This window comes from Streptomyces rhizosphaerihabitans, from assembly GCF_025399795.1.
Classification (GTDB): Bacteria; Actinomycetota; Actinomycetes; order Streptomycetales; family Streptomycetaceae; genus Streptomyces; species Streptomyces rhizosphaerihabitans.
On sequence record NZ_JAODTZ010000010.1, the window covers coordinates 41,882 to 65,921 of the forward strand.

The 24,040-nt window shown below is 70.3% G+C and carries 20 protein-coding genes and 1 pseudogene; 12 read left to right on the forward strand and 9 right to left on the reverse strand.

The genetic code is table 11. The features are described 5' to 3' along the window. Window positions 1-8 precede the first annotated feature (8 nt). From N4G66_RS12535 to N4G66_RS12555, 5 genes are all read right to left on the reverse strand, one after another. On the reverse strand, window positions 9-1,238 hold the full coding sequence (locus N4G66_RS12535; protein WP_261704125.1) for an ABC transporter substrate-binding protein: 1,230 nt from the start codon (window positions 1,236-1,238) through the stop codon (window positions 9-11). Then, complete coding sequence (locus N4G66_RS12540) at window positions 1,235-2,083, reverse strand: hypothetical protein (protein ID WP_261704126.1); 849 nt, start codon at window positions 2,081-2,083, stop codon at window positions 1,235-1,237. The genes N4G66_RS12535 and N4G66_RS12540 overlap by 4 nt, the downstream gene beginning before the upstream one ends. Further along, window positions 2,080-3,492 (reverse strand): VWA domain-containing protein, encoded by a 1,413-nt coding sequence (locus N4G66_RS12545; RefSeq protein ID WP_261704127.1) that lies wholly within the window; start codon window positions 3,490-3,492, stop codon window positions 2,080-2,082. Before N4G66_RS12545 ends, N4G66_RS12540 begins: the two co-directional genes overlap by 4 nt. Window positions 3,493-3,601: 109 nt before the next feature. Then, complete coding sequence (locus N4G66_RS12550; RefSeq protein WP_261704128.1) at window positions 3,602-5,764, reverse strand: tetratricopeptide repeat protein; 2,163 nt, start codon at window positions 5,762-5,764, stop codon at window positions 3,602-3,604. Window positions 5,765-5,767: 3 nt separating this feature from the next. Continuing rightward, the gene (locus N4G66_RS12555) at window positions 5,768-7,468 is read right to left on the reverse strand and encodes a S1 family peptidase (RefSeq protein WP_261704129.1); all 1,701 of its coding nucleotides are present in this window, start codon (window positions 7,466-7,468) and stop codon (window positions 5,768-5,770) included. A gap of 472 nt (window positions 7,469-7,940) precedes the next feature. On the opposite strand from N4G66_RS12555, the gene N4G66_RS12560 reads away from it, so the two are divergent. Both N4G66_RS12560 and N4G66_RS12565 read left to right on the forward strand, forming a co-directional pair. Next, the gene (locus N4G66_RS12560) at window positions 7,941-9,623 is read left to right on the forward strand and encodes an SWIM zinc finger family protein (RefSeq protein WP_261704130.1); all 1,683 of its coding nucleotides are present in this window, start codon (window positions 7,941-7,943) and stop codon (window positions 9,621-9,623) included. Window positions 9,624-9,700: 77 nt separating this feature from the next. Then, window positions 9,701-10,123: pseudogene (locus tag N4G66_RS12565) on the forward strand (transposase family protein); the annotation flags it as partial. A 57-nt stretch (window positions 10,124-10,180) separates the two neighbouring features. Here the strand turns inward: N4G66_RS12565 and N4G66_RS12570 are convergent. After that, window positions 10,181-10,660 carry a MarR family winged helix-turn-helix transcriptional regulator gene (locus N4G66_RS12570; protein ID WP_261704131.1) on the reverse strand — a complete coding sequence of 160 codons (480 nt, stop codon included), beginning with the start codon at window positions 10,658-10,660 and terminating at the stop codon, window positions 10,181-10,183. A gap of 83 nt (window positions 10,661-10,743) precedes the next feature. Between N4G66_RS12570 and N4G66_RS12575 the strand changes: the two genes are divergently transcribed. Next, the gene (locus N4G66_RS12575; RefSeq protein WP_261704132.1) at window positions 10,744-11,664 is read left to right on the forward strand and encodes an alpha/beta fold hydrolase; all 921 of its coding nucleotides are present in this window, start codon (window positions 10,744-10,746) and stop codon (window positions 11,662-11,664) included. 234 nt (window positions 11,665-11,898) lie between these two features. Here N4G66_RS12575 and N4G66_RS12580 read toward each other — a convergent pair whose 3' ends face one another. Both N4G66_RS12580 and N4G66_RS12585 read right to left on the reverse strand, forming a co-directional pair. After that, on the reverse strand, window positions 11,899-12,081 hold the full coding sequence (locus tag N4G66_RS12580; RefSeq protein ID WP_261704133.1) for a hypothetical protein: 183 nt from the start codon (window positions 12,079-12,081) through the stop codon (window positions 11,899-11,901). A 46-nt stretch (window positions 12,082-12,127) separates the two neighbouring features. Beyond that, window positions 12,128-12,685, reverse strand: coding sequence for a DUF3291 domain-containing protein (locus N4G66_RS12585; protein WP_261704134.1), 558 nt, complete (start codon window positions 12,683-12,685; stop codon window positions 12,128-12,130). Window positions 12,686-13,015: 330 nt separating this feature from the next. Here N4G66_RS12585 and N4G66_RS12590 point away from each other — a divergent pair, with 330 nt between their 5' ends. The 9 genes from N4G66_RS12590 to N4G66_RS12635 all read left to right on the forward strand — a co-directional run bounded on the left by N4G66_RS12590 (window position 13,016) and on the right by N4G66_RS12635 (window position 22,386). Next, window positions 13,016-13,897 carry a tyrosine-type recombinase/integrase gene (locus N4G66_RS12590; protein ID WP_261704135.1) on the forward strand — a complete coding sequence of 294 codons (882 nt, stop codon included), beginning with the start codon at window positions 13,016-13,018 and terminating at the stop codon, window positions 13,895-13,897. 76 nt (window positions 13,898-13,973) lie between these two features. Further along, window positions 13,974-14,747 (forward strand): HipA family kinase, encoded by a 774-nt coding sequence (locus N4G66_RS12595; RefSeq protein WP_261704136.1) that lies wholly within the window; start codon window positions 13,974-13,976, stop codon window positions 14,745-14,747. Beyond that, window positions 14,744-15,127 carry a DUF3037 domain-containing protein gene (locus N4G66_RS12600; RefSeq protein WP_261704137.1) on the forward strand — a complete coding sequence of 128 codons (384 nt, stop codon included), beginning with the start codon at window positions 14,744-14,746 and terminating at the stop codon, window positions 15,125-15,127. The genes N4G66_RS12595 and N4G66_RS12600 overlap by 4 nt, the downstream gene beginning before the upstream one ends. 204 nt (window positions 15,128-15,331) lie before the next feature. Beyond that, window positions 15,332-16,093, forward strand: a complete 762-nt coding sequence (gene fabG / locus N4G66_RS12605) for a 3-oxoacyl-ACP reductase FabG (protein ID WP_261704138.1) — start codon at window positions 15,332-15,334, stop codon at window positions 16,091-16,093. A 17-nt stretch (window positions 16,094-16,110) separates the two neighbouring features. Then, a complete protein-coding gene (locus N4G66_RS12610) occupies window positions 16,111-16,872 on the forward strand; it encodes an SDR family oxidoreductase (RefSeq protein ID WP_261704139.1) in 762 nt (253 codons plus the stop codon). 248 nt (window positions 16,873-17,120) lie between these two features. Continuing rightward, window positions 17,121-18,701 carry an ABC transporter substrate-binding protein gene (locus N4G66_RS12615; RefSeq protein ID WP_261704140.1) on the forward strand — a complete coding sequence of 527 codons (1,581 nt, stop codon included), beginning with the start codon at window positions 17,121-17,123 and terminating at the stop codon, window positions 18,699-18,701. A 156-nt stretch (window positions 18,702-18,857) separates the two neighbouring features. Next, window positions 18,858-19,541 carry a uracil-DNA glycosylase gene (locus tag N4G66_RS12620; RefSeq protein ID WP_261704141.1) on the forward strand — a complete coding sequence of 228 codons (684 nt, stop codon included), beginning with the start codon at window positions 18,858-18,860 and terminating at the stop codon, window positions 19,539-19,541. A gap of 122 nt (window positions 19,542-19,663) precedes the next feature. Then, complete coding sequence (locus tag N4G66_RS12625) at window positions 19,664-20,221, forward strand: hypothetical protein (protein WP_261704142.1); 558 nt, start codon at window positions 19,664-19,666, stop codon at window positions 20,219-20,221. Window positions 20,222-21,474: 1,253 nt separating this feature from the next. Then, complete coding sequence (locus tag N4G66_RS12635) at window positions 21,475-22,386, forward strand: Gfo/Idh/MocA family protein (RefSeq protein ID WP_261704144.1); 912 nt, start codon at window positions 21,475-21,477, stop codon at window positions 22,384-22,386. Here the strand turns inward: N4G66_RS12635 and lnt are convergent. Beyond that, entirely contained in the window at window positions 22,304-23,890 is a 1,587-nt protein-coding gene (gene lnt / locus N4G66_RS12640) for an apolipoprotein N-acyltransferase (RefSeq protein ID WP_261704145.1), read from the reverse strand. The two genes, N4G66_RS12635 and lnt, sit on opposite strands and share 83 nt — an antisense overlap. Window positions 23,891-24,040: the final 150 nt, after the last annotated feature.

Genomic DNA, 24,040 nt, shown 5'->3' on the forward strand with positions numbered 1-24,040 from the left:
TGGATGGATCAGGGCTGGTTCGGGTGGCTGCAGAGCGGTCCGGGCGGTGGCGGGGATTCGGGGTGCGCGTATCCGAGTTCCTTTTGGACCCTGTTGAGTGCCGCCAGCAGCGGGGTCAGGTCTTTGCCGTTCGTGGAGTCCAGGACCGCTCGGTAGAAGGCTGCGGACACGTCGGGATCCATCGCGTCGGCGGCGCTGAAGCAGAGTGTGTAACGGGGGGAGCGGAGCATTGCGGCTATCCGGCCCTGAGTGGCGTTGCCGTACTCCGTCACCCTGTTGTCGGCGGAGAGCGCGAAGCCGGGTTCGTTCACCCATGCCTGCTGCGCCTGCGCACTTGCCAGGTACTTGATGAACTCGTCGGCGCTCTTGTTCCCGGTGAACTTTCCGACGAAGTCCGCCGAGACCTGGAGCGCTTCACGAGAGGACGGTACGTACGTGTACCCGTCGTCCTTCACCTGGGCGGACTCGAAAGCCATCGCGGACAGGGCGCCGTGGCTCAGGGAACACCCCCTCTTGGTCATCTTCTCGGCGGCGGCGCGGAAGTTGAAGGCGGCCGCGCCCTTGCGAGCACCTGCCACGAGGTCTCCCCACGCAGTCCACGCATCTTTGACGGGCCCCTTGTCCCACTTCGCGTCACCCGAGGCCCAGGCGGTGTACGGGCCGACGCCCGCGTCGGCCAGCAGGATGTCCGCTATCCAGTCGGCGCCGGGCCAGCCGGAGGTCGGACCGGACTCCAGCCCCAGGCACCAGCGGACGGAACGGGTCCGCAGAGCGCTCCAGCTCTCGGGAGGCCGTGGGGTGACCCTGGCGTCGTACCAGATGAGGCTCTTGACGTCGGCCTTGACGGGGACGGCGTAGACGTCCTTGCCGTTCATGCCGAGCCCGCGGAAGGGCTGCACGTAGGCGTCCGTGTCGACGTCGAGTTTCGAAAGTGCCCCTTCCTTGCGGTACTTGGCGATCGCTCCGACACTGGGCAGCACCGCCAGGTCGGGCTGTGCGTCCGCGGCCACCGCGGCGTCGAGCTGTTGGGTCAGGGCGCGGGTGACCTGCGGTTCGATGTCGATGTCGTGGTCGCGCTCGAAGTCCTTGACGACCGCGTAGAACGCCTTGAACTCGGTGCCGGACCAGGGAACCATGATCGTCACCTTGTCCTTCTCCGGTTCGCTGCACGCGACCGGCGCCAGGAGCAGCCCGAGGACCAGGGCGCAGCGCAGGAGTGGTGCCGTGAGTCTTCTCATGAGTGAGGGAACCTGTACTCGGCAAGACGGGGACGATAGGCCTGATACGCGAGCGCGCCGGCGGCGGCGAGCACGGGCAGCGCGATCGCGGCGGTGGGAGGGTCGGTCGTGCACATGATGACGCCGATCGACGCGGTGGCCAGCAGGGCCACGAGGAGTGCCGGACTGGGGTATCGCCGGAAGCGGCGGGCGACGATGCAGCCGGTGGCACAGACCAGCAGCAGCATGACCGCCACCGGCCCCATGAACAGGGGCCAGAGGAGATGGGGGTCGCGCCAGCCCGACCTGAGCTGGTCATGGCGGGCCTGGATCTCCAGTTCCTGGAGATCCCTGAGCGATCGCCTGAGGCCGCCCGTGAAGGCGACCGGGTTCTTGCCGTCGTACTCCGGTGCGCTGTCCAGTGCGTCCCGCGCCCTCGCCACGGCCGGTGCCCCGTCGAGGACCGCCCTGCTGACCGTCTGCACACACGTGGCCAACTGGCCCTGGACGAACTGGAGGTGGCTCAGCCCCTGCTCTCCGGCCGCGTTGCCCTCCGTCGCCGAGGTGAGGTGGGAGGCCACGCGGCCGGTGGCGTTGGCGAAGTCATTGCCGGTGCCGGTCAAGTCGATCGCCCCGGTCCGGGAGACGGCGCGGAGCGCGTCGTTCGCCTTCCCCGCCTCGTCGTACGCCGCGCCGATGTGCTGGATGGCCGTCGTCGTGCGGTGAGCAGCGGCGACCTCCTCTCCGGCCCGGTTCGCCACTACCAGATAGAGCAGCGCCGTCACCGCCACCATGCCCAGCACGCCCGCCCTGAGCCACCGCAGCACCACGATCGGATGGGGCACGCGCAGCCGCACGCCGGTCACGACGCGTCCAGTGGCCCACCGGCCGCACCCGCGTCACCGAACCGATGCCCGCACTCCTCGCAGAACTTGGCTGTGGGCGACGTCGACGTCGTACCGCACCGTGGGCACACGCGCGGCAACCCGGAGTCGTGGGGCGGGAGGTCGTGCGGGTCGACAGGTCCTTCGGTGGTCTTGGTCGAGTCGATGCCCATTCTCTGGATCTGGCCTCGGGAGACGTTTCGCCGCACCTGGAGCCGGCCGTCGGGGCCGTCGGCCGCGACCTCGCGCAGTTGTTCCAGGTGCTTGGTGTCCCCCAGGGATGTTGCGAGGCCGATCGCGAGGCGCAGTTCGCGGTCCGCGCGGTCGAGGTCTCCGAGCCGGTGGGCATCGGCGCAGGCGCGTATGGCCATGCCGAGTTCGCGTTCGTCCTCGACGCGGGTGAGGTGGGGGGAGGGGACGATGCCGGGGCCTGGTGTCGAGCGGCGGCATACGACCATGGCCGCGCTCTCGGAGCAGGGTTGGCGGGCTCCGTCGGGGAACTCGGCGTGCAGTGTGACGCGGACGGCCCGCAGGGTCTCGTCGACAGTCAGGCTGCCGGGTTCGAAGCGGAGAGAGATCTGGTACTGGCGGCTCTCCGGGGGCCAGGAGCCCAGCGGGATGTGCGTCTCACCGTCCTGCTGTTGACGTGCCGCCAGTTCGGCCTGGACGGGGCGGGTCTGCCGTACGAACGCGAGCTCGAAACGGCTGTTGAGGCGCAGGCCCAGATACACCCGGGGTACGACGATCTGCTGCGCCTCGCGCATCAGGCGGGTGAAGTCCTGCGTGAGGTCGGAGATGGTGACGACGGCCTCGGCGGTGCCGTGCAGGGCCTCGGTGACGCGGAGGAGTTCGGTGTAGTGCCAGTCTTCGCCCAAGCCCCTTGCGTGGCAGACGAACTGGTCGGTGCACATCGTGAGGATCTCGCCGAGCTGTTCGGGTGTCTCGTGCTCGTTCTTGCCGTCCGTGTAGAGCACCGCGTGGCGCACGGTGCCGGGGGATTCCACCGTGGCGAAGAGGCGGTGGGCGCGAGCCAGCCACTGGCCGATCGCCGTGCCCCCCTCCGAGAGCTGGCCGGCGACCCGGAGCTTGGCGTCCTCCCGGGTCCAGGCGTCGACGCGGGCCAGGCCGCCCGTCGTCGGGAAGATCACGTCGGCCTGGTGGTTGCCCGCGACGATCCCCAGAAGGGTGCCGTCCCGCAGGGTGTCGATGGCCGCGCACATCGCGCGTTTCGCCTCTTCCAGCCTGTAGCCGGACATGGACAACGAGCGGTCCATGATGAGGATCTCGGCACTCGGAGTCTGCGCGGCCGAACCCGCGGCGGATTGTGCCGTGACGGTGATCAGGGCGTCCGCGCGTCGCCCGTCGTAGGGCAGATCCGAGGGTGCGTCCACTTCCAGGGTGAAGCTGAGCCCTAACGGTGATCTGTCCCCCACCGGTACCACCCGTCCGTGTCGCTGCGTGTTCTCCTGCGGAGCATGCCCGCTTCCTCGACGGAACGGGTCAGGAGCCTAGCCTGCTGGGTGTTGCTCCGAAATGGGATTGACTCGTTCTGCCCCGTTTTCCCGGCCATCTCCATCTCAGCGCCGGGCGAAGCCGGTTCGCCAGGTCCACCAGTGCGACGTACTCGCGCTCGGTGGGCGCGTGCGGGCCGAGGGCGCGGATCGCGTCGGACAGCTTCAGCCGGTCGTGGGTGTACAGGAACTCCGCGTACTGGATCTCGGCACGCAGCGCGGTGGCCGCCGCCTCGTCCAGGTCGAGGCCGGGCAGAGCCGCCCTGGCGCGGGCCACGTCGTCCTCGGTCGGCGCCGGGTGGCCCGGCTCGGAGAGGACCATGACGCGCAGGCGTACGGCTGCCACGCGTGCCTCGCGCTCGTAGCGGAACTCCTTGGCCAGCTGTTCGGCGACGTCCACCGCCTTCGCGCGCTCGCCGGTCAGCAGCAGGACGCGGGCCAGGCCGAAACCGGCCGCACCGAGCGCGGGGGTGGTGTCGAAGACCGTGCCGTAGTGGGACCGCGCGACCGCGCGGTCCCCGCGGAACTCGGCGCACAGGCCGAGGGCGAGGTGCGGTATCAGCTCACCGGGAAGTGCCCTGCGCACCTGGGTGAGCACGACGGTGGCCCGCTTCGGGCAGCCGTCGGCCAGCGCGATCAGGCCGCAGTACCAGTCGGGCAGCCAGTGCCAGTCGGGCAGGCCCGCCGCCGCGAGCTGTCGTGCCGCCGACACGGCGTCCTTTCTGCGCAGGGCGAGCCGGCTCTCCGCCAGCGCGCCGCCGGCCGAGCCCGTGACGCGCGGGTCGTCGGGATCGGACAGGGGGGCCGGAAGGGCGGCCGCGACGTCGCCGGGGTCCGGTGAGGAGAACGGCCCGGGCATCTTCAGCAGAGCGTTCTCGTCCGACTGCGCCCGGACCCAGTGGGCAGGGGGCCGGGCCGCGCCCAGCCCGCCGTGCAGCGGTTCGGGCACCGAGCCGAACAGGGCTGAGGGACGGGCCACCTGACGCCGCGTCGGCGGGGCCGCCACGACCTGCCGGATGACACCGCTGAGCTGCTCCGCGAACTGCCGGGCCGACACGAACCGACACCACGGCCGCTCGGGGTCCGTGGCACGGTCCAGCAGCAGATGGAGCGAGTCGACGCCCGGTGCGGAGCGGTCCGTCCAGCGGGAGCGGCAGACCTCGCGCAGGGTCATGCCCAGTCCGTAGAGGTCGAAGCCGGGGGTGGGGTGCAGATGTTCCGGATCGGTCTCCGGCGGCGCGTAGGCCCTCGTGTACGCCACGACCGGCCCGGTGTCCTTCGTGTCGCTGCGCACCGCGCCGAAGTCGATGAGCCGCACCCGGTCGAGCGCGCCCGCCGGGCCCTCCTCCCGGAAGCGGATGATGTTCAGGGGCTTGACGTCGCAGTGCAGCAGGCCCCGGGCGTGCAGGTAGTCGAGTGCCTGGAGGACACGGACGCCGTGCGCCAGGAGGGTTTCGAGGCGGTCGCCGTCGCGTGCCGAGAGCGGTTCGCCCGGCACGTATTCGAGGACGAGATGCGGTCCTTCGTGCTCGTAGCCCAGGATGCGGACGATGCTGTCGTGCCGGAGCCCGACCAGGACGTCCCGTTCGTGCCGGGCGGTCTTGGCGACTGATTTGCGCAGGGCCTTGAGGACGACGTCGGTCGCGAGATTGCGATCGTGGGCGAGGTATGCGGCGCCGTAGGCCCCCGAGCCGACGACGCGTACGACGTCGTAGCGACCCGCGATGGTGAGGCTGTTCGGCTGGGCGAAGTCGAAACGGGTGCCGCAGTGCGGGCAGAAGCCTGCGGTCCGGCCCGGCTCGCTGTCGTGGCCGCGGCCGACCGGCTGCCTGCAGGAGGGGTTGGGGCAGAAGCGGTGTGCTTCGGCGACAGGGTCCGACGAGCTCAGCGGCATGTCCGGGACCTCGGGGGCCTGATCGGAGTCGACCAGGCCGAGGCCGTACCAGGGGTCCGGGCGTACCTGCGCCACACCGATGCTCGCACCGGGCAACACCAGCGGTTCCGGTTCCGGTTCCGGTTCCGGGTCGCGGGGCACCGGCACCGTTTCGTCCCGCGGCAGCGGCAGCCGGTCGCACGCGTCGCAGAAGCCCTGTTCGTCGATCGTGCCGCGCCCGCAGTCGGGGCGGTTGCACATCTGACCGCTTATTACCATGTGTCACCTCTCCTCGAACCGTCGGTTGACCTCTTCGATGTAGCGCCTGACCAGCGTGCGGGCGGCCCCGAGGTCGATCGGCTCGGTCCGTAGAGCGCGGGCGGCGGGGGCGTGCCGCTCGGCGAGCCGTCGGTCCTCGTCACCGAAGTGCCGCGCGGCTCTGACGCGGTGCAGTTCCAGGTCGGCGGTGAGATCCTCGTGAGCCGTGATCAGTCGGCGCAGGTCGTGATCGAACAGGACGAGGGCGGCGCGGGCCTCGACGGCCAGGTCGTGGATCGCAGTGAGTTCGGGGTCGGGTTCCGTCGCCCGGGCCACGGCCAGCCGGACCCGTAACCGGGGCGCGGCGCGGGGCGGCAGTCGGGGCGCGGCGAAGAACCGTACGCCCCACTCCTGTTGCAGCGCGGACGCGGCACCCTCCTCCGCTGCGAGCTGCCCGACGACCGCGTGGACCTCGGCGGCGGTCACGCCCCGGGCCGCGCCCCCGCGCAGCGGTTCGGGGTCGAGAGAGACGTCGAAGGAGAGGCCGGCCGGTGGCACGCTCTCGAAGCCGAGGACGAGGCGGACGCCGCGCGACCGGGCGCGGGTGGCCAACTGCCCCAGCAGTTCCCGTAAGAGGGCCTCCGGGTCCTGGGCCCGGTCCACGCCGCCCACCACCAGACAGGCGGGCGGCTTGCGGCGCAGCAGTTGTCGTCGCACCTCCTGGGGGTCCCCGCCGGGGAGTCCGAACCGGCCCGTGAGGTACCCGCTGACGTCGGCGACCGACCTGCCGCGCGCGTCGTAGGCCGCGTCGATGGTGCCGAGCCCGAGGACGGTGTCCCCGGGGGCGCCGGTGAGCTCGGCGTCGGTGACGCCGGCCCGGGCCGCCGGATCGGCCGTGCGCACCAGACGGACGAGCCAGGAGTCGCCCACGGCGGTCGTGCCGCCGGTGCCGACGACGACGGTGCCGGACCAGTCGCTGTCGAGCAGTCGCGTGAGTTCCTGCGTGAGCGCGAGGCGCAGCGGGTCGCCCAGCACGTCTCCGGGCAACTCAGGCGGCGAGGGCCTCAGTTCGTTGCTGCGGCTACCGTCGGTGAACTCCTCGATCCCGGGCAGATAGGTCAGTATCGTCTCGGTCGGCAGCATCCAGGCCGCCTTCGCGTCGCCGTTGACGTAGTCGGCCACCACGATGCCGATGACGCGACCGTCGAACTCGCCGCCCACCGCCATCGCCCCGGCGCCCGAGTACCCCCGCTCGATCCACGGGTCGCCTTCGCGCATCCGCTTCAGCAGGCCCCACTCGCCCTGCCGGTGGCCCGATCCCGCCAGCCGCGCGTCCGCCCCCATGCCGAACGGTTCGTCGTGGGGAAAGCCGTACACCTGGACCGTGCCACCGGAGATGGGTGCCTTCCACAGCTTGGTCCGCGTGCCGCAGCCGGCCGGTTCGTCGAGTTCGAGCAGCGCCACGTCGCCGCGCTGGGTGCTGTGGTCGTGCACCCACGTGTCCGGGGCCACGTGCGCGGTGCGGGTCCACTCCGGGCGGCATGCCACACTGCTGATCCGCACGTGAGACGTGGTGCCCCCTGGTGCCGCTCCGGCGTACCGGACCACATGTGCGCAGGTGAGCACATGCCGGTCGTCGAGCAGCACTCCTGCGCCACAGGGCGCGCCTTCCTCGTCGTCCACCCTCACACGCCACGGACGGTCACTGTGGTGATGCAGCGCCATATGCCCAAGGTATGGCAACGAGCGTCACATTGAACCGGGTCGGCGAGACGGCCGTCACTTCTTCACGTCCAGTTCGGTCGGCGCACCGCCTCCCCGCGCATGCTCACCCGCACGCAACGGACCGGGCTCCGGTCCGTCCGGTGCCAGGACCGGCAGTCCGCCGATACCTCGACGATGGACGACACTGGCCGCTTCCGCCAAGCCGGCCGGACCGTGCCGACGTGCACCCCGCGTCCCAGACCGACAGTGGGGACGACGCGCGCCGAGCGGGTGACCGGACGGTGGCCGGGCTGCCGTCCACGGCCGCCTGCGGGTACAGCCCCGGCTCGGCCTGGGTCGCCGTCGCCGGCAGCGGGCCAGGCCGGGGAGCGGGCCGGAGGCAGGAGCAGGGCGGGAAGGTTCACTTCGTCATCACCGTCGGCGGTCGGCGGATGTTGCCCCGCCCGCGCTGGGGGAGCGGTTGAATACCGGTATGGCACGGAAACCGGTGGGATTCGGTGAAGACGAACTGCGAGCCCTGGCCGGGGACCGGTCCTTCGAGCGGGGACTGGGATATCTGGACGCGGTGAGCGGGCTGGACGTGGGCGACGATTCGGTCACTGCCGTGGTCCAGGGTACGGACGGCTACGAGGTGGAGCTCACCCTCGGCGGACACATCGGGGTCTTGGGGCGGTGCGATTGCCCGTACGGGCAGGAGGGCAACTTCTGCAAGCACTGCGTGGCGGTGGGGCTGACCGTCCTGCGGCAGGCGGAGGAGATCCCGCGTCAGCGGGCCGCCGCCCGGACGCGTGCCTCCGGCCTCGAGGCGTGGCTCACGGCGCTGTCCCGGGACGAACTCCTCGCTCTGGTGCGGGAACAGGTCGCCGGCGACCGGGAGTTGCGTCGGCGGCTGGAGTTGCGGGCCGCGGCCGCGCGCTCAGACCTGGGCACGGTCCGGGACCGGGTCCTGGCTCTGCTCGACCCGCGGCCCTTCGCCCGCTACGGGTACGTCGAGTACGACGCCGCCCCTGGGTACGCGCGGCAGGTGCAGGAGGCGGCGGACGCGCTGCGCGCCCTGAGCGCCGGTGGGCAGTCGGCGTGCGCGGTCGGCCTGGCCGAGGAGGCGATCCGGGCGCTCGGCGAGGCGTATGGGGAGATCGACGACTCGGACGGCGTGGTCGGGCAGGCCGTGGCCGCGGTGGCCGAGGCCCATCTGGAAGCTTGCTCAGTCGCGCGCCCCGACCCGGAGAGGCTGGCCGAGTGGCTGGTCGGCCACGTGCTCGGTGACTGGAACGATGCGACGGACCTCGATCCGCTCGACTACGCCGATGTGCTGGGGCACACGGGGGTGGCCCGCCTGCGGCAGCTGGCGGCCGAGGCTCGGCGGCGCAGCCCGCGTGGCTGGGCGGAGAGATATCTGATGGAGCGCTTGGTCCATGCCGAAGGCGATGTGGACGCGCTGGTCGCTCTGTACGCGCAGGACCTGGTGCCGTCCGGTGCCACGCATCTGCGCATCGCCGAGGAACTGGATGCGGCCGGCCGCCCTGAGGACGCGCTCGCGTGGGCGGAACGCGGACTGCGGGACACAGCCGGCGAGGCTCACGTCGACGGCCGCCTCGTCGACTACGCGTGCGCCCGTTACTCGCGCGCGGGCAGGGAGGCCGAGACCGTCGCGATCCGCCGGGACCGCTTCCTGGCCGAGCGGTCCCTTGCCGCCTACCGGCAACTGCGCGCTGCTGCCCGGTCGGCGGGCCGCTGGGAGACCGAACGGGCGGCGGCGCTGGCCGCTTTGCGCGAGGACGCTCCTCAGGAGCGCAGCGGCTGGCACCGAGGGCCTGTACTGATCGACGCGCTGCTCGACGACGGCGACCTGGACACGGCTTGGCGGGAGGCATCCGGCCGTGCCGACGACCGGCAGTGGCAGCAGCTCGCCGACCTGTCGCGCGAGACGCGACCGGCCGACGCGCTCGGGGTGTACCTGCGGCTGGTCGAGCTCCTGAAAGAACCGACCGGGGAACGGGTCTATGAGCGGTTGGCGAGGCTGTTGCTCGACGTCCGCTCCTGCCACAGGGCGCTGGGGACGGAGGACGCGTTCACCCCGTATCTCGCCGGTCTGCGGGCGGAGCTGAAGCGCAGGCGCAAACTGATGACCGTCCTTGACGGGCACGGGCTGTGAAGCGGCTCCGGCAAGATGCGCCGAGTATCCGGTCGAAGCGGCCGGGTCCCGGTGGGCACCGGTGATGCCTTCGGTGCGACCGGACGGTCGGCGCCTCGAGCCGCAACTACCGGTTCTCCGCGAACGTGCAGGTCGTCATCGACGCCGACACCCGCCTGGTCGTGGCCACCGCCCGGCCGGCCCCGGGGAACCGGGCCGACGCCCAGGTCTGGCGGAGCTCCGGACTGGCCCGGCACTGCGAAGGCGTCACCGTGCTGGGCGACGGGGCCTACATCAACACCGGCCTGGTCGTCCCGCACCGCAAACGACCCGGCCGGCCCCTGCTGGCCGGCGAGGAAGCCGGCAACACGGAGCATCGCCGGGTCCGTGCCCGCGTCGAGCACGCGATCGGCCGGCTGAAGAACTACAAGATCCTCCGCGACTGCCGACAGCACGGTGACGGCCTCCACCACGCAGTCCAAGCGGTCGCCCACATGCACAACCTCGCCCTGACCGCGTGACCAGAACAACCATGATCAGGCCCTGACCTGCAATATCCCGGCCTTGTGCAACACGCTTCAGGCCGGCCCGCCGAGGTCGTGCGCAATCCAGCCTGGTGCATCCAGGCGCACGGGCAGGGCGCCGACCAGTGTGGCCAGGTGCGTCTCAAGGCTCGCGAGTTCGGCGGTACCGATCTGCCGTTCCCACTGGTCGCGCAACTCGTCGAAGATCGATTCGCCTTGTCGCAGTACTTCGAAGCCGAGTGCGGTGACCTGAAGGCGCTTGCGGCGGGCGTCAAGGGGGTCCGTGTCGCGTGCCACGTATCCGCGCTCCTGCAGCACCGCGATGGTTTTCGCTGCCGCCTGCTTGGAGACCGATAGGCGTCGGCCCAGTTCTGAAGCGTTGTCCGCGCCGGCGGTGATGGCTCGCATGGCGAAGTCGTGGACGGGACGCACGTCCTCGTAGCCGCGGCGGGCCAGTTCGGCGTGCGCGGCGTCCGCCAGCGAGCGGAAGCCTCCGAGCAGGAGCAGTGCGAGGTCAGCGCCGGATCGTGGCATGGAAGAAGAATACGACCACTGGACAACGACAACCTGGTTGGCTAATGTCATAGACAACAAGGTTGTCGAAATAGGGGGTCACGATGAAGGTCGCACCGGCCGGTGCCACGCTCCCGGGGATCACGCACCACCGCGTCGAGGCCAACGGAACCACGCTGCACTACGTCGCGGCGGGAACCAGCGGAACCCCGATCCTGCTGGTCCACGGGTTCCCCGAGACCTGGTGGGCCTTCCACAGGCTCATCCCGCTGCTTGCCGAGCGCCACCGTGTCTTCGCCGTCGATCTGCGCGGCTTCGGCGACTCCGGCAACGGGCCGGGCGAGTACGACAGCGCCACCTCGGCCGAGGACCTGCACCTTCTGATCGAACAACTCGACGTCGGCCCGGTCCATCTCACCGGACAGGACATCAGCGGAGCGACTGTGTTCCGACTCGCGACCACGCACCCGCCGGACGTGCTCAGCTTCATCGCGATCGAGACGGGACTGCCCGGGTTCGGCGTGGAGGCGCTGGCCGACATCACCCACGGTGGCGCCTGGTACATCGGCGTTCTCGCCGCGCCCGGCATTCCCGAGATGCTGCTGGCCGGTCGCGAGCGCGAGTTCCTGGGACAGTTCGCATTCTCGGCGACGAGCGCGACCCCGGATGCGAGCACCGACGCCGACATTGACGAATTCGTCCGCAGCTACGCGCGGCCCGACGGCTGGCGAGGAGCGATCGGCCTCTACCGGTCGATGCTGCGCGAGGGCTCCGAGATCAAGGCTCTCGCCGACGCGCCGGGCCTGACCGTACCTGTGCTCGCGGTCGGCGCCGGCGGACGCTCCTTCACGGCCGTCACCATGACGCAGGCCGCGCCGGCGACCGAGGTCAGCTCGGTATCTCTCACCGGGGCCGGCCACTACGCCGCGATGGAGGCTCCCGACGAACTGGCGAAGGCCATTCTCGAATTCGTCGGAAACGTCGACGCCGTCCAACGGTTCCAGTACTCCAGCCGTAGATCGTGATCTTGCCTTGGTGGAGGCGATGCCCACCGCGTGAGTCATGGTCCTGCGAGGCCGGGTACGCGTGCGGCCACCGGTGATCATCGTGGTTCGTGAAGACGATGAAGGATCACCCCGTGGCCGCGGGCCCCAACATGGACAGCGAGCGATGGCACGCCATGTTCGAGGCACTCAGTGGTCGGCTCCGTAAATCCTTCGGGGGTTGACTGTGGAGCCTGTGTTGTGTGTGGTGCGGGGTCAGATGCTGGGGTCGGTGAGGTAGAGGCCGCAGGCGCAGTCGAGGGCGTCTTCGGGGGTGCCGGCGAAGCCGCTGGTGGGCAGGATGGCGTCTTGGTGCTCATCGGTGCTCGCGAGGTAGCGGGCGAAGCCCCCAGGTACTGGCGGATCCGCCGTAGCGCGGACGCATCTGTTCGCCGTCATTCAATCGAGGCGTTTGACAGCGAACCCAGTCGTTCGGGCTTCCTTGTCAGCGAACCTGGTCGCTCTTCGGCCCGATGCCTTTGATCCTGGTCGGAGTTCCGTCCGGGGCGAACGAGTGGTGGAAGGTGAAGGCGTGCGGCGCGGAGCCGTGGTCGTGGAGGTGTTCCAGCCTGGAAACCCCGTCCTGCCAGGTGGGTGTCACGCCGTCGGAGGCCCACCAGCACACGTAATTCGGGTGTCCTGTCCTCTCGAACCAGTCGTAAAGCCTGTTCAGTGCCTCACGGTGCAGACCGGTGTGGACGGCGTCGAAGGCGGGGCGCAGGTCGGTCCAGAGTGAGAGGGTCGCGGCCAGGGCGGTGGTTTCCACCGTACGGCCCTTGCCGTACCAGGTCGGTACGGCGAACTCTCCCCATGCACCCCAGTCCGCCTCGAAGAGCATGCCCCGGTCACCGTCTGCCGCTTCGGCACGAGCGAGGTATCCGGGGTGCTGACTGATCTTCCGGTAGACGGCCTCACCAATGTCGTAGAACTCGCGCGTGAGAGGTGCGGGATCGGCGAGAGGTGACTTCAGGACGCCGAATGTGTACAGAGCAAGATGGGGCATGCGTCTCTCCCTGGTTGGGGCTGCCTGGCGTGGACCCGGTTCGGTGGCTTGCGCATGGGGGCGAGGGTTTGTGGGGCATGACCGACTCGTCCCGTCGCGGCTGGCTCAGCCTGAAGGAACCCCTGTGCGACCGTGGGCGACCACCGAAGACCAGGTGAAGGTAGCTGCCTCTGCGAGCCATGTCGAAGTTGCGTTTTCCCTGTCCAAGTGGCCTCTTGCACCGGTCATTGCGGGGGCCGGGGCGGTGACGGGCGGGGCAGGCTGCGGGTACCGGCGATCCACTTCGGCCGATCGGTTCGCCCGCCGTGCCCGTCCGCACCCCCTGTCCGATTGGAGTCGACCGTCTCCTCGGTCGACCACCAGCGCGGCATCCTGTCCGGACTCTCCTCAATTCTGGAGGCGGCCGTTGATGACAAGCGGCTCGCCGGGGACCCCATGCACGCGAAGTCCGTGCGGTGGCCCAAGGCGCCACAGGAGCGACGCGATGCCTGGCCGTCGGCGACGGCGATGCGGGTCCGCGGCGTCATCAACCCGCGCAATCGGATAACCGTCGTCCTCGGTCTGGGATGCGGGCTTCGTCAGGGCGAGGTGTTCGGATTGAGCCCGCAGGACGTCGACTACGTGAGAGGAGTGGTTCATGTCCGCCGCCGAGTCCAGGCGATCAGGGGCAGGTTGTACTTCGCCCTGCCGAAGGGGAAAGAAGACCCGTGTCGTCGACATGCCCTCCTCGGTGGCCGAGGAGCTGAAGCGCCATGTCGAGGCGTTTCCGCCGGTGAAGGCAGAGCTCCCGTGGGGAAGGCCGGAGGCGGAGGGCAGGGGAAGAAGTTCGCTCTGCTGCTCATTGCACGATTCGGCAACGCCATTGCGGTGAACACTTGGAACACCTACACCTGGAAGCCCGCGTTGGCCAAGGCAGGAATCATCCCGCCGCGCGCCGAGGGGGCGAAGAACTGGCAGTGGGAGGCGGCGCCGAAGGACGGCTTCCACGTGCTGCGGCATACCTACGCCTCGATCATGCTGGAGGCGGGAGAGTCCGTGGTGACCGTGGCACGGTGGCTCGGGCACTCTTCGCCCGCGATCACCCTCGGTTACTATGCTCACTTCATGCCGGAGGCCGGCAGCAAGGGGCGCACCGCAATCGACGGACTGCTTGGGGAGCGTGGAGATCGGCAGGCCGGCCGAAACTCCCCAGATTCTCCCCAGGCCTGTTGACAGGTGATTCCCGCTGCTGAGCCCCTACGAGGTCGGCCATGTACTGCAAGGTTGAAGAGATTGGTGGCCTGGGAAAGTGCTGAAAGAGGTCGCCGCGACTCGCTACATCACGCCGTTGCGTGAGGGCGGTTCGCTGCCGGGACTCGTCGAGGCCGACGACCTCGGGACGTACGTCATGAAGTTCACCGGCGCCGGACAGGGGCGCAAGACGCTCGTCGCGGAGGTCGTCTGCGGTGAGCTCGCCCGCCGGCTCGGCCTGCGGGTGCCCGGCCTGGTGACGATCGGCCTCGACCCGGTCCTGGGGCTCGCCGAACCGGACCAGGAGGTCCAGGAACTGCTGAAGTCGAGCGGCGGCCCGAACCTCGGGATGGACTTCCTCTCCCGTGCCATGGGCTTCGACCCGCTGGCCTTCGAGGTGAGCGCCGAGGACGCCGGCCGGATCGTCTGGTTCGACGCCCTGGTCAACAACGTCGACCGTTCCTGGCGCAACCCCAACCTGCTGATGTGGCACGGCGATCTGTGGCTCATCGACCACGGCGCCACGATGATCTGGCATCACAACTGGCCCGGCGCGGAGGCTTCCGCCGCCAAGCCGTACGACATCTCCGACCACGCGCTCGCCCCCTTCGGGCCGGACATCGCCTCGGCAGCCGCCGAGCTGGCCCCGCTGGTCACCGAGGACCTGCTCGCCGAGGTCACCGCCGAGATCCCCGAGGCCTGGCTGGTGGACGAGCCGGGCTTCGACTCCGTGGACGCGTTGCGCCGCGCCTACGCACGGCCGCTCCTGGCACGCGCCGGCGTCATCCACGAGCGGATCAAGGGCATCGACGGCATCAAGGGGGGCAGGTGAGCGAGCGGGACGTCTTCGAGTACGCGCTGCTGCGCGTGGTGCCGCGGGTCGAGCGCGGCGAGTGCTTCAACGCGGGCGTGCTGGTGTACTGCCGCGCCCACTCCTTCGTCGCGGCTCGTACCCATCTGGACGAGAACAAGCTGTTCGCACTCGACCCGGACGCGGACGCGGAGGGCGTACGGGCCGCGCTGCGCGCTGTCGAAGGTGTCTGCACCGGAGGAAAAGCAGCTGGTCAAGCGGCACATGACGATGCCGGACGGCGTTTTCGCTGGCTGATCGCGCCGCGCTCGACGGTGGTCCAGCCGGGTCCCGTGCACACCGGCCTGACCGCCGATCCGCAGGCCGAGACGGAGCGGTTGCTCCAGCTCCTGGTCAGGTAATGGATCACATGCGCGCGGTGTGCCGTTGACACCGGGTGCCAGGGCTTCTAGCGTCACGTCTGCTGAAGGTACTAAGCGGTCGCTCACTGGACGGGCGTACCGTGTGAGCCGCGGGTCTTCCGGGACCCCCGAAGACTCCGCAAGGTTGTCGAGACAGCTTGGCCGGGCTTGGGCCGGCTTTTCCAAGGGCGAGGAGAACCAGCAATGTCCACCACTGAGCAGCGCGTCGCCGTAGTCACCGGTGCCGCGCGCGGCATCGGCGCCGCGACCGCCGTACGACTGGCCGCGGAGGGCCGCGCCGTCGCGGTGATCGACCTCGACGAGGCCGCGTGCAAGGACACCGTGGAGAAGATCACCGCGGCCGGCGGCAAGGCCCTCGCGGTCGGCTGCGACGTCTCCGACGAGGCCCAGGTGGAGGCCGCCGTCGCGCGGATCGCCGAGGAGCTCGGCGCGCCGACCATCCTGGTGAACAACGCGGGTGTCCTCCGCGACAACCTGCTGTTCAAGATGAGCGCGTCCGACTGGGACACCGTCATGAACGTGCACCTGCGCGGTGCCTTCCTGATGGCGAAGGCCTGCCAGAAGCACATGGTCGAGGCCAAGTTCGGCCGTATCGTCAACCTGTCCTCGTCCTCGGCGCTGGGCAACCGCGGCCAGGCCAACTACTCCACCGCCAAGGCCGGCCTCCAGGGCCTCACCAAGACCCTGGCCATCGAGCTCGGCAAGTTCGGTGTGACCGCGAACGCCGTGGCGCCCGGCTTCATCGTCACCGACATGACCGCCGCCACCGCCGCCCGCGTCGGGATGGACTTCGACGACTTCCAGGCCGCGGCCGCCACCCAGATCCCCGTGCAGCGCGTCGGCAACCCCGACGACATCGCCAACGCCATCGCCTTCTTCACCGGCGAGGCTGCCGGATTCGTCTCCGGCCAGGTGCTGTACGTGGCCGGCGGACCGCTCAACTGAGTACGGGGGAAAAGCACATGACTACACTCCCCGAACTCTCGGGCAAGGTCGCGCTCATCACGGGCGGGAGCCGCGGCATCGGCTACGGCGTCGCGGAGGCCCTGGTAGCCCGCGGCGACCGGGTCTGCATCACCGGCCGCAACGAGGACGCCCTCAAGGAGGCCGTCGAGACGCTCGGCGCCGACCGCGTCATCGGCGTGGCCGGCAAGGCCCACGACGAGGCCCACCAGGCCGTCGCCGTGGAGCGCACCATGGAGGCCTTCGGCCGCGTCGACTTCCTGGTCAACAACGCCGGTACGAACCCGGTGTTCGGGCCGATCGCCGAGCTGGACCTCAACGTGGCGCGCAAGGTCTTCGAGACCAACGTCGTCTCCGCGCTCGGCTTCGCCCAGCAGACCTGGAAGGCCTGGCAGAGCGAGAACGGCGGTGCGATCGTCAACATCGCCTCGGTCGCCGGCCTCGCGCCCTCGCCGTTCATCGGCGCGTACGGCATCAGCAAGGCCGCGATGATCAACCTGACCGTGCAACTGGCGCACGAGTTCGCGCCCAAGGTGCGGGTCAACGCCATCGCCCCCGCCGTGGTGAAGACGAAGTTTGCGGCCGCACTGTACGAGGGCCGTGAGGCGGAGGCCGCCGCGGCCTACCCGCTCGGCCGGCTCGGCGTACCCTCCGACATCGGCGGAGCCGCCGCGTTCCTGACCTCGCAGCAGTCGGACTGGGTCACCGGTCAGACGCTCGTGGTCGACGGCGGGATGTTCCTCAACGCCGGAGTCGAGTGACGCGAAGGCCGGTCGGACGTTCCCCGCGCGGGGAACGTCCGACCGGCCTTTTGTCGGTAGTCGACAAACGGCCTGCCCGGGCCGAGCGACGCGGGGTCCGATATCCGGAGCGTCGACGCCTTCACGGAACGCTGACAACGTAGTCACAAACGTGCTGATCAAGTGCCCTGCCGGGAACACGGTTCCCCCGGCGGGGCACTGCGGTATGGTCTGCCGACCCTTGGTACGGCGGATCGAGGAGCGTGCGCGTGTTCAACCGGAACCGATGCCTGCGACGACTGGCGGCGATCACGTCCATAACCCTGGTGGCCGGCTGCGGCGTTCTCTCCCCGGGATCGCCGGCCGACCAGGGGCCGATCGTGGTGGGCACCACGAGTGCCCCCAGCACGCTGGACCCGGCCGCTTCCTGGGACGGCTCGTGGGAGTTGTTCCGCAACGTCTATCAGACGCTGCTCGGCTATCCGACCGGCTCGGTCACCCCGCAGCCCGACGCCGCCGAGAGGTGCAGGTTCACGGACGGAACCAATCGCGTCTACCGCTGCGAACTGCGTCCGGACATGAAGTTCTCCGACGGGGACCCGCTCGACGCGTCGGCAGTCAAGTACTCCATCGACCGGATCAGGAAGATCGCGGTGAGCGGCGGTCCCGCCGGTCTGCTCGGCAGCCTCGACCGGGTCCAGGTTCTGGGCAGGCGCGAGGTCGTCTTCCATCTCAACAAGCCGGACGCCACCTTCCCGTTCGTGCTGGCCACGCCGGCGATGTCGATCGTCGACCCCGACGACTACCCGGCCGGCGCCCTGCGCAAGGACAACAAGGTCTCCGGCTCCGGGCCCTACAGCCTGCGTTCCTACAGGGAGGGAGAGCAGGCCGAACTCGTCAGGAACGACCATTACGACGGCTTCGCCGAGCGCAGGAACAACGCGGTGACGATCCGTTACTTCCAGGACTCGGCCCAACTGGTCGGGGCCCTGAAGGACAAGAAGATCGATGTCACCTACCGCGGCCTCGCCGCCTCGGACATCGTCGCCCTCCAGGGCAACGGCGCGCGGAAGGACATCCAGCTCATCGACGGCGCGGGCATGGAGATCAGTTACCTGGTCTTCAATCCGAAGGACCCGTGGGCAGGCAAGCCGGCCGTCCGCAAGGCGATCGCCCAGATCGTCGACCGTTCGGCCATCGCGCACAAGGTCTACAGGGACACCGTCGACCCGCTCTACTCGATGGTCCCCGCAGGCCTGACCGGGCACACCACCGACTACTTCGACGAGTACGGGAGCCCCAGCAGGTCCAAGGCCCGCAAGATCCTGCTCGACGCGGGTATCAACGGGCGTGTCCCGCTGACCCTTTGGTACACGACCGACCGCTACGGCTCCGAGACCGCCCCGGAGTTCCGTGAACTCAAGAGCCAACTCGAAGGCTCGGGCCTGTTCTGGGTCACGCTCAAGAGCCGCCCATGGAAGACGTACGAAGCGGGATACCGCGGCGGCGAGTACCCGGTGTTCGGCCGCGGCTGGTTCCCCGACTTCCCTGACGCCGACAACTTCATCGCACCCTTCGTGGGTGAGCAGAACGCTCTCGGGACGCCCTACCCGGCCCCGCGGATCACCGACGACCTGCTGCCCGAGTCGCGCAGGGTGAGCGATCGCGCGGAGGTGGTCAAGGAGTTCGAGGAGGCCCAGCAGATCCTCGTCGACAACGCCCGGCTGCTGCCTCTGTGGCAGGGCAGGCAGTACGTGGCCGCGAACGAGGAGATCTCGGGCGGCGAGCGGGCACTGGACCCGTCGACGATCATGACGATGTGGGAGCTGGACCGCAAGCCGAGCTGGTAGCGGGACGGGTCGCCGGAGAACCGGGACACCGGTCGGCTGCGCCGCAGGGGCACACGGTACCTGGCACACGGCCCCGACGCGGGCCAGAAACCGATTGTCAGTGGGCGACGGTAGGTTCTGTGGTCTGAAAGTCATCGCACACCGAAGGAAGTTGACGTGACCGATATCGCCATGCTGCCCGAGTCCTGGCGCGGCGTCCTGGGTGAGGAACTGCAGCAGCCCTACTTCAAGGAACTCACCGAGTTCGTCGAGGAGGAGCGCGCGAAGGGTCCCGTCTACCCTCCGCGGGAGGAGGTCTTCGCCTCGCTCGACGCCACGCCGTACGAGCGGGTGAAGGTGCTGATCCTCGGTCAGGATCCTTACCACGGCGAAGGTCAGGGGCACGGCCTGTGCTTCTCGGTCCGTCCTGGGGTGAAGACCCCGCCGTCGCTGCGGAACATCTACAAGGAGATGAAGGAGGAGCTGGGCACCCCGATCCCGGACAACGGCTATCTGATGCCGTGGGCCGAGCAGGGTGTGCTGCTGCTCAACGCGGTGCTGACCGTGCGCTCCGGCGAGGCGAACTCGCACAAGGCCAAGGGCTGGGAGAAGTTCACGGACGCGGTCATCCGCGCGGTGGCCGACCGCCCCGACCCGGCGGTCTTCGTGCTGTGGGGCAACTACGCGCAGAAGAAGCTCCCGCTGATCGACGAGGAGCGGCATGTGGTGGTGAAGGGCGCGCACCCCTCGCCGCTGTCCGCGAAGAAGTTCTTCGGCTCGCGTCCGTTCACGCAGATCAACGAGGCCGTGGCCGCCCAGGGCCATGAGCCGATCGACTGGCGCATCCCGGACCTGGGCTGACGGCCGGGCCGCTGGGCGGGACCGTCACCGGCCTGGCCCAGCGGTGTACGGGGGCGCCTGAGCGGGATTGCCAGCGGCTCCGGTTAGCGTCGTGAGGGACAGCGACGAGCCTGGAGGACGCGGTGGCGGAGCAACAGGGGCAGGCGGCGCCGGACGCCATGATGACCCGGATCGGACAGGCCGTCATGCTGCACCACGCCGGTGACCGCGAGGAGGCCCGGGGCCGCTTCCTGAGTCTGTGGGGGGAGATCGGCGAAGGTGGTGACGCCCTGCACCGCTGCACACTGGCGCACTACATGGCCGACACCCAGGACGACCCCGCGGACGAACTCGCCTGGGACCTGCGGGCTCTGTCGGCGGCCGAGGAGCTGACCGACGGCAGGGTCACCGAGCCCCACCAGTCCCTTGCCGTACGCGCGTTCTATCCCTCGCTGCATCTGAACCTCGCCGCCGACTATGCGAAGCTCGGCCGCTCGGAGACCGCCCGCACTCATCTGCGCCGGGCCCGCGGCGCGGTCGGCGTCCTCGCGGACGACAGATACGGGGACGGTGTCCGCGCGGCGATCGGCCGCCTGGAGCTGAGACTCCAGGACACCGGCACCTCGGCGGAGGCCGCGGGCCCCGACCGCTTCGGCGGTCCCGGGGGCGAGACCCTGGGACCGCCCAGACAACGGCCCTGAGCCTTGCATCGCCAGGGCAGCACGTGCTGGCGTGGGCGCCTGATCCCGTCCCGCCGGGGCGGTACGTGGCAGGGCTCTGAGTCAGGCCTTGCCGCCAGCACGTGGTGGCGCGGGCCTGACCCCGCCTCGCCGGGGCCAACACGTGCTGGCACGGGCCTGAGTTCCGTCTCGCCGGGGACGTGCCGTGGCTCCGAGCCCTGCCGCGCCGGACGCGTGATGCCGGGCGCCGGGTCCCGGGATGCGGTGCCGTCCCCGAGCCGGGACCGCGGGTGCGGTCAGTTTCCGTACGTCTTCCCACAGATGACCGCCGCCGGGCTGTCCGCGTTCCAGCCCCCGTACTTGCTGCCGAGGGCGCACACGTCCGAACGCTTCGGCATGGCGGGGGCGCCGGGAGGCCCGGCGACGCGGGGTTTCGGGTGGCGCGGTTCGGGACGCGGGGCCGGGCGGACATGCTCTGGAACGGCCGGGGGTGCCACGGCCCGCGGTGGGGGAGCCGCCCGGCGCCGGGGCGCCGCGTCGGGTGCCGGCTTGTGTGAGGGACCGACGCGCTCCAGCGCCTCCCGGGCCGGGGCCTGCACGATCTGGGACCCCCCTTTGCCGTCCTCATGTGGCGCGGCGGGCCCGGACGGGGCGGAAGGGGAGCCGGAGGCGGGCGTCCGCTGGACGGTCACACAGCCGGAGAGGGCGGTGACTGCCACGGCGACCAGAAGCGTTGCGGTTGTCGTCGTTCGATACACCCACGCAACTCTGCTGGTTCCGGACCGCTTTGGGGAGCGGAGACGTTCAGGATGCCCCGCACGGGTGATCCTTCCGCTCCTCCGGCGGGCACGGACATCGGCAAGCTGACACGCTGCCGGCGTGCGCGGGGTGCACGGGTCGCGCGGCGTGCGCGGGGTCCGGCCGGGGTGCCGGCCCCTCTTTGCGGGCAGTGGCCCACGACGCCCAACCGGCACGGGGCGCGAATCCGTCGCCCACCCGGGGGAGAAGGGACCCCGTTCAAGGGAGCCCGGACAAGGAGCCCCGTTCAAGGGCTCCCGGACAAGCATCCGTCGCCCGTAAGGCCCTCCGGGCGGCCTGGACGAACAGGATGGGCAACCGCGCCGTGATCGCCCTGCGCGGCACGGCGATCACGGCTTGTCCCAGGCAGGGTCCGCGCTCTTCCCGCGCACCTCCGACGGAATCGCCGGCCGGCGTTCGCCGCAGCGGCCGTATGCTTCCGACGGGACCCGCGTCGGCGACTGAAGGAGACCCCTGTGAAGGTCGGCTGCATCGGACTCGGCGACATCGCGCAGAAGGCGTATCTGCCGGTGCTCGGTGTGCAGCCCGGGATCGAGCTGCATCTGCAGACGCGGACGCCCGCGACGCTCGACCGGGTCGCCGACAGCCTTCACCTGCCGCGGGCGCAGCGCCACACCGACCTGGCGGACCTGCTGGCCCAGGACCTCGACGCCGCGTTCGTGCACGTGGCCACCGTCGCCCACCCGGAGATCGTCACGCGTCTGCTGGAGGCGGGCGTACCGACATACGTCGACAAGCCGCTCGCGTACGAGCTCGCCGAGTCGGAGCGGCTGGTCCGGCTCGCGGAGGAGCGCAACGTCGGCCTCGCGGTCGGCTTCAACCGGCGTCACGCACCCGGATACACACAGTGCGCCGAACATCCGCGCGAGCTGATCCTGATGCAGAAGAACCGCACAGGGCTGCCCGAGGAGCCCCGCACCATGGTCCTCGACGACTTCATCCACGTCGTCGACACCCTGCGCTTCCTGGTGCCGGGACCGGTCGACGACGTGACGGTGCGGGCCCGCACCGAGGACGGGCTGCTGCACCACGTCGTGCTCCAGCTCGCCGGAGACGGATTCACGGCACTCGGTGTGATGAACCGGCTGAGCGGCTCGAACGAGGAGATCCTCGAGGTCTCGGGCCAGGACACCAAGCGTCAGGTGGTCAATCTCGCCGAGGTGATCGACCACAAGGGGCAGCCGACCGTGCGGCGGCGCGGCGACTGGGTGCCGGTGGCCAGGCAGCGTGGCATCGAACAGGCGGTCCTCGCGTTCCTCGACGCCGTGCGCGCGGGAAAGGTGCTCAGCGCCCGGGACGCGCTGGCGACTCACGAGTTGTGCGAGCGGGTGGTACGAGCGGTTCAGGAGAGGTCCGCCGCAGTCTGAACGCGCGCGTGCCCTCCGTCAGGCACAGTGCCGCCATCACCAGCAGGGCGCCGTGCACCGGCCAGTCTCCGAACCGGACGTACGGCGTGACGCCCCGGGCCAGCGGCACCTCGTAGACCATCGCGCCGCTCGCGTCCGTGCCGAGCCAGGAGCCGATGCGCTCACCGTTCGGCCCGTAGACGGCGGAGACACCCGTGAGGGTCGCGTGCACCATGGAGCGGCCGGTCTCGGCTGCGCGCAGCGCGGCGAGCGAGGCATGCTGCTCGGGCGCCCAACTGTGCTGGAACGTCGACGTGGAGGACTGGGCGACCAGCACCTCGGCGCCGTCCTGGGCGAGGTGGCGGCTCATGTCGGGAAACGCCGACTCGAAGCAGATCATGGGGCCGACGCGCAGCCCGTGCCCGACGTTCATCACCACCTGCTCGGTGCCCCGCCTGCGGTCCTCGCCCGCGGCCTTGCCGACGGAGGTGGCCCAGCCGAACAGGGAGCGCGCCGGCACGTACTCGCCGAACGGGACCAGCCGCATCTTGTCGTAGCGGTCGCCGGTCGGACCGTGCGGCCCCACCAGGACCGAGCTCTTGTAGATACCGGGCCGGTCGGACCGGCGCGCGTCGACGTTCACCAGGATGTCGGCGCCGACCTCGCGGGAAAGCGCCGCGACGCGGTGCGCCAGATCGGGCCGGTCGGCCAGGTCGAAGCCGACGCTGCTCTCGCCCCAGACGACCAGGTCGGCGCCCTGGCCCGCGAGTTCCCGGGTCAGCGCCTCCTCGCGCGCGAAGCGTCTGTCGCCGCTCGTGCTGCCGTCCACGACACCGGGCTGCACGACCGCGATGCGAACCCGGCCGTCGACCTCCGGGCGCGGCGACCACACCCATGCGGCCGAGGTCGCGGCGGCCGTCGCGACCAGTCCGGCCACGGCGGGCATACGGGACTCACGCACCGAGACCAGCACCGCGACGGCGACGTTGACCGCCACCACCAGGAAGCTGAGCAGCCACACCCCGCCCACCGAGGCCAGCCGCAGCGCCGGCTCCACCTGCCACTGACTCGAGCCGAGCAGACCCCAGGGACCGCCCAAGCCCTGCCAGGACCGGACGAGTTCGACCATCAGCCACCCCGACGGCAGAACGAGGAGGGCGGCGCCGACCTGGCCCGGTGACGGCACCCCGGCCAGGAACCGTCGGACGAGCCACCCCCACGGGGCCCACAGCGCGCCGAGCAGCGCCGCTATGACCACCGTGAAGACATTCAGGCTCGGCAGCAGCCAGTGGTGCACGGCCAGGATGAAACCGAACCCGCCGAGCCAGCCGTCGTACGCGGCACGCCTGCCCGTGGGGGCCGAGCGGGCCAGCAGGATCCAGGGCACCAGCGCCACGTACGCGAACCACCACAAGGACGGGGCGGGGAAGGCGAACACGGGCAGCGCGCCCGCCAGCGCGGCGACGACACCGCGCCGCCAGGGAGAGACCAGCCATGGGTCGAACGCACGGTCGGGCCTTTTCATCCTTCGCCTCCCTGCCCCGAGGTCCCTCCAGTGTGCGCGTCGGCGGCGATCTCCGACAGGGGGCACGGAGATCGGGAAGGGGCGCGCCGATGGGGAAGCGCCCCAGGCCGCGGACGCGGGCCGAGAACGCGCCGGCTCCGGCGGAAGCGG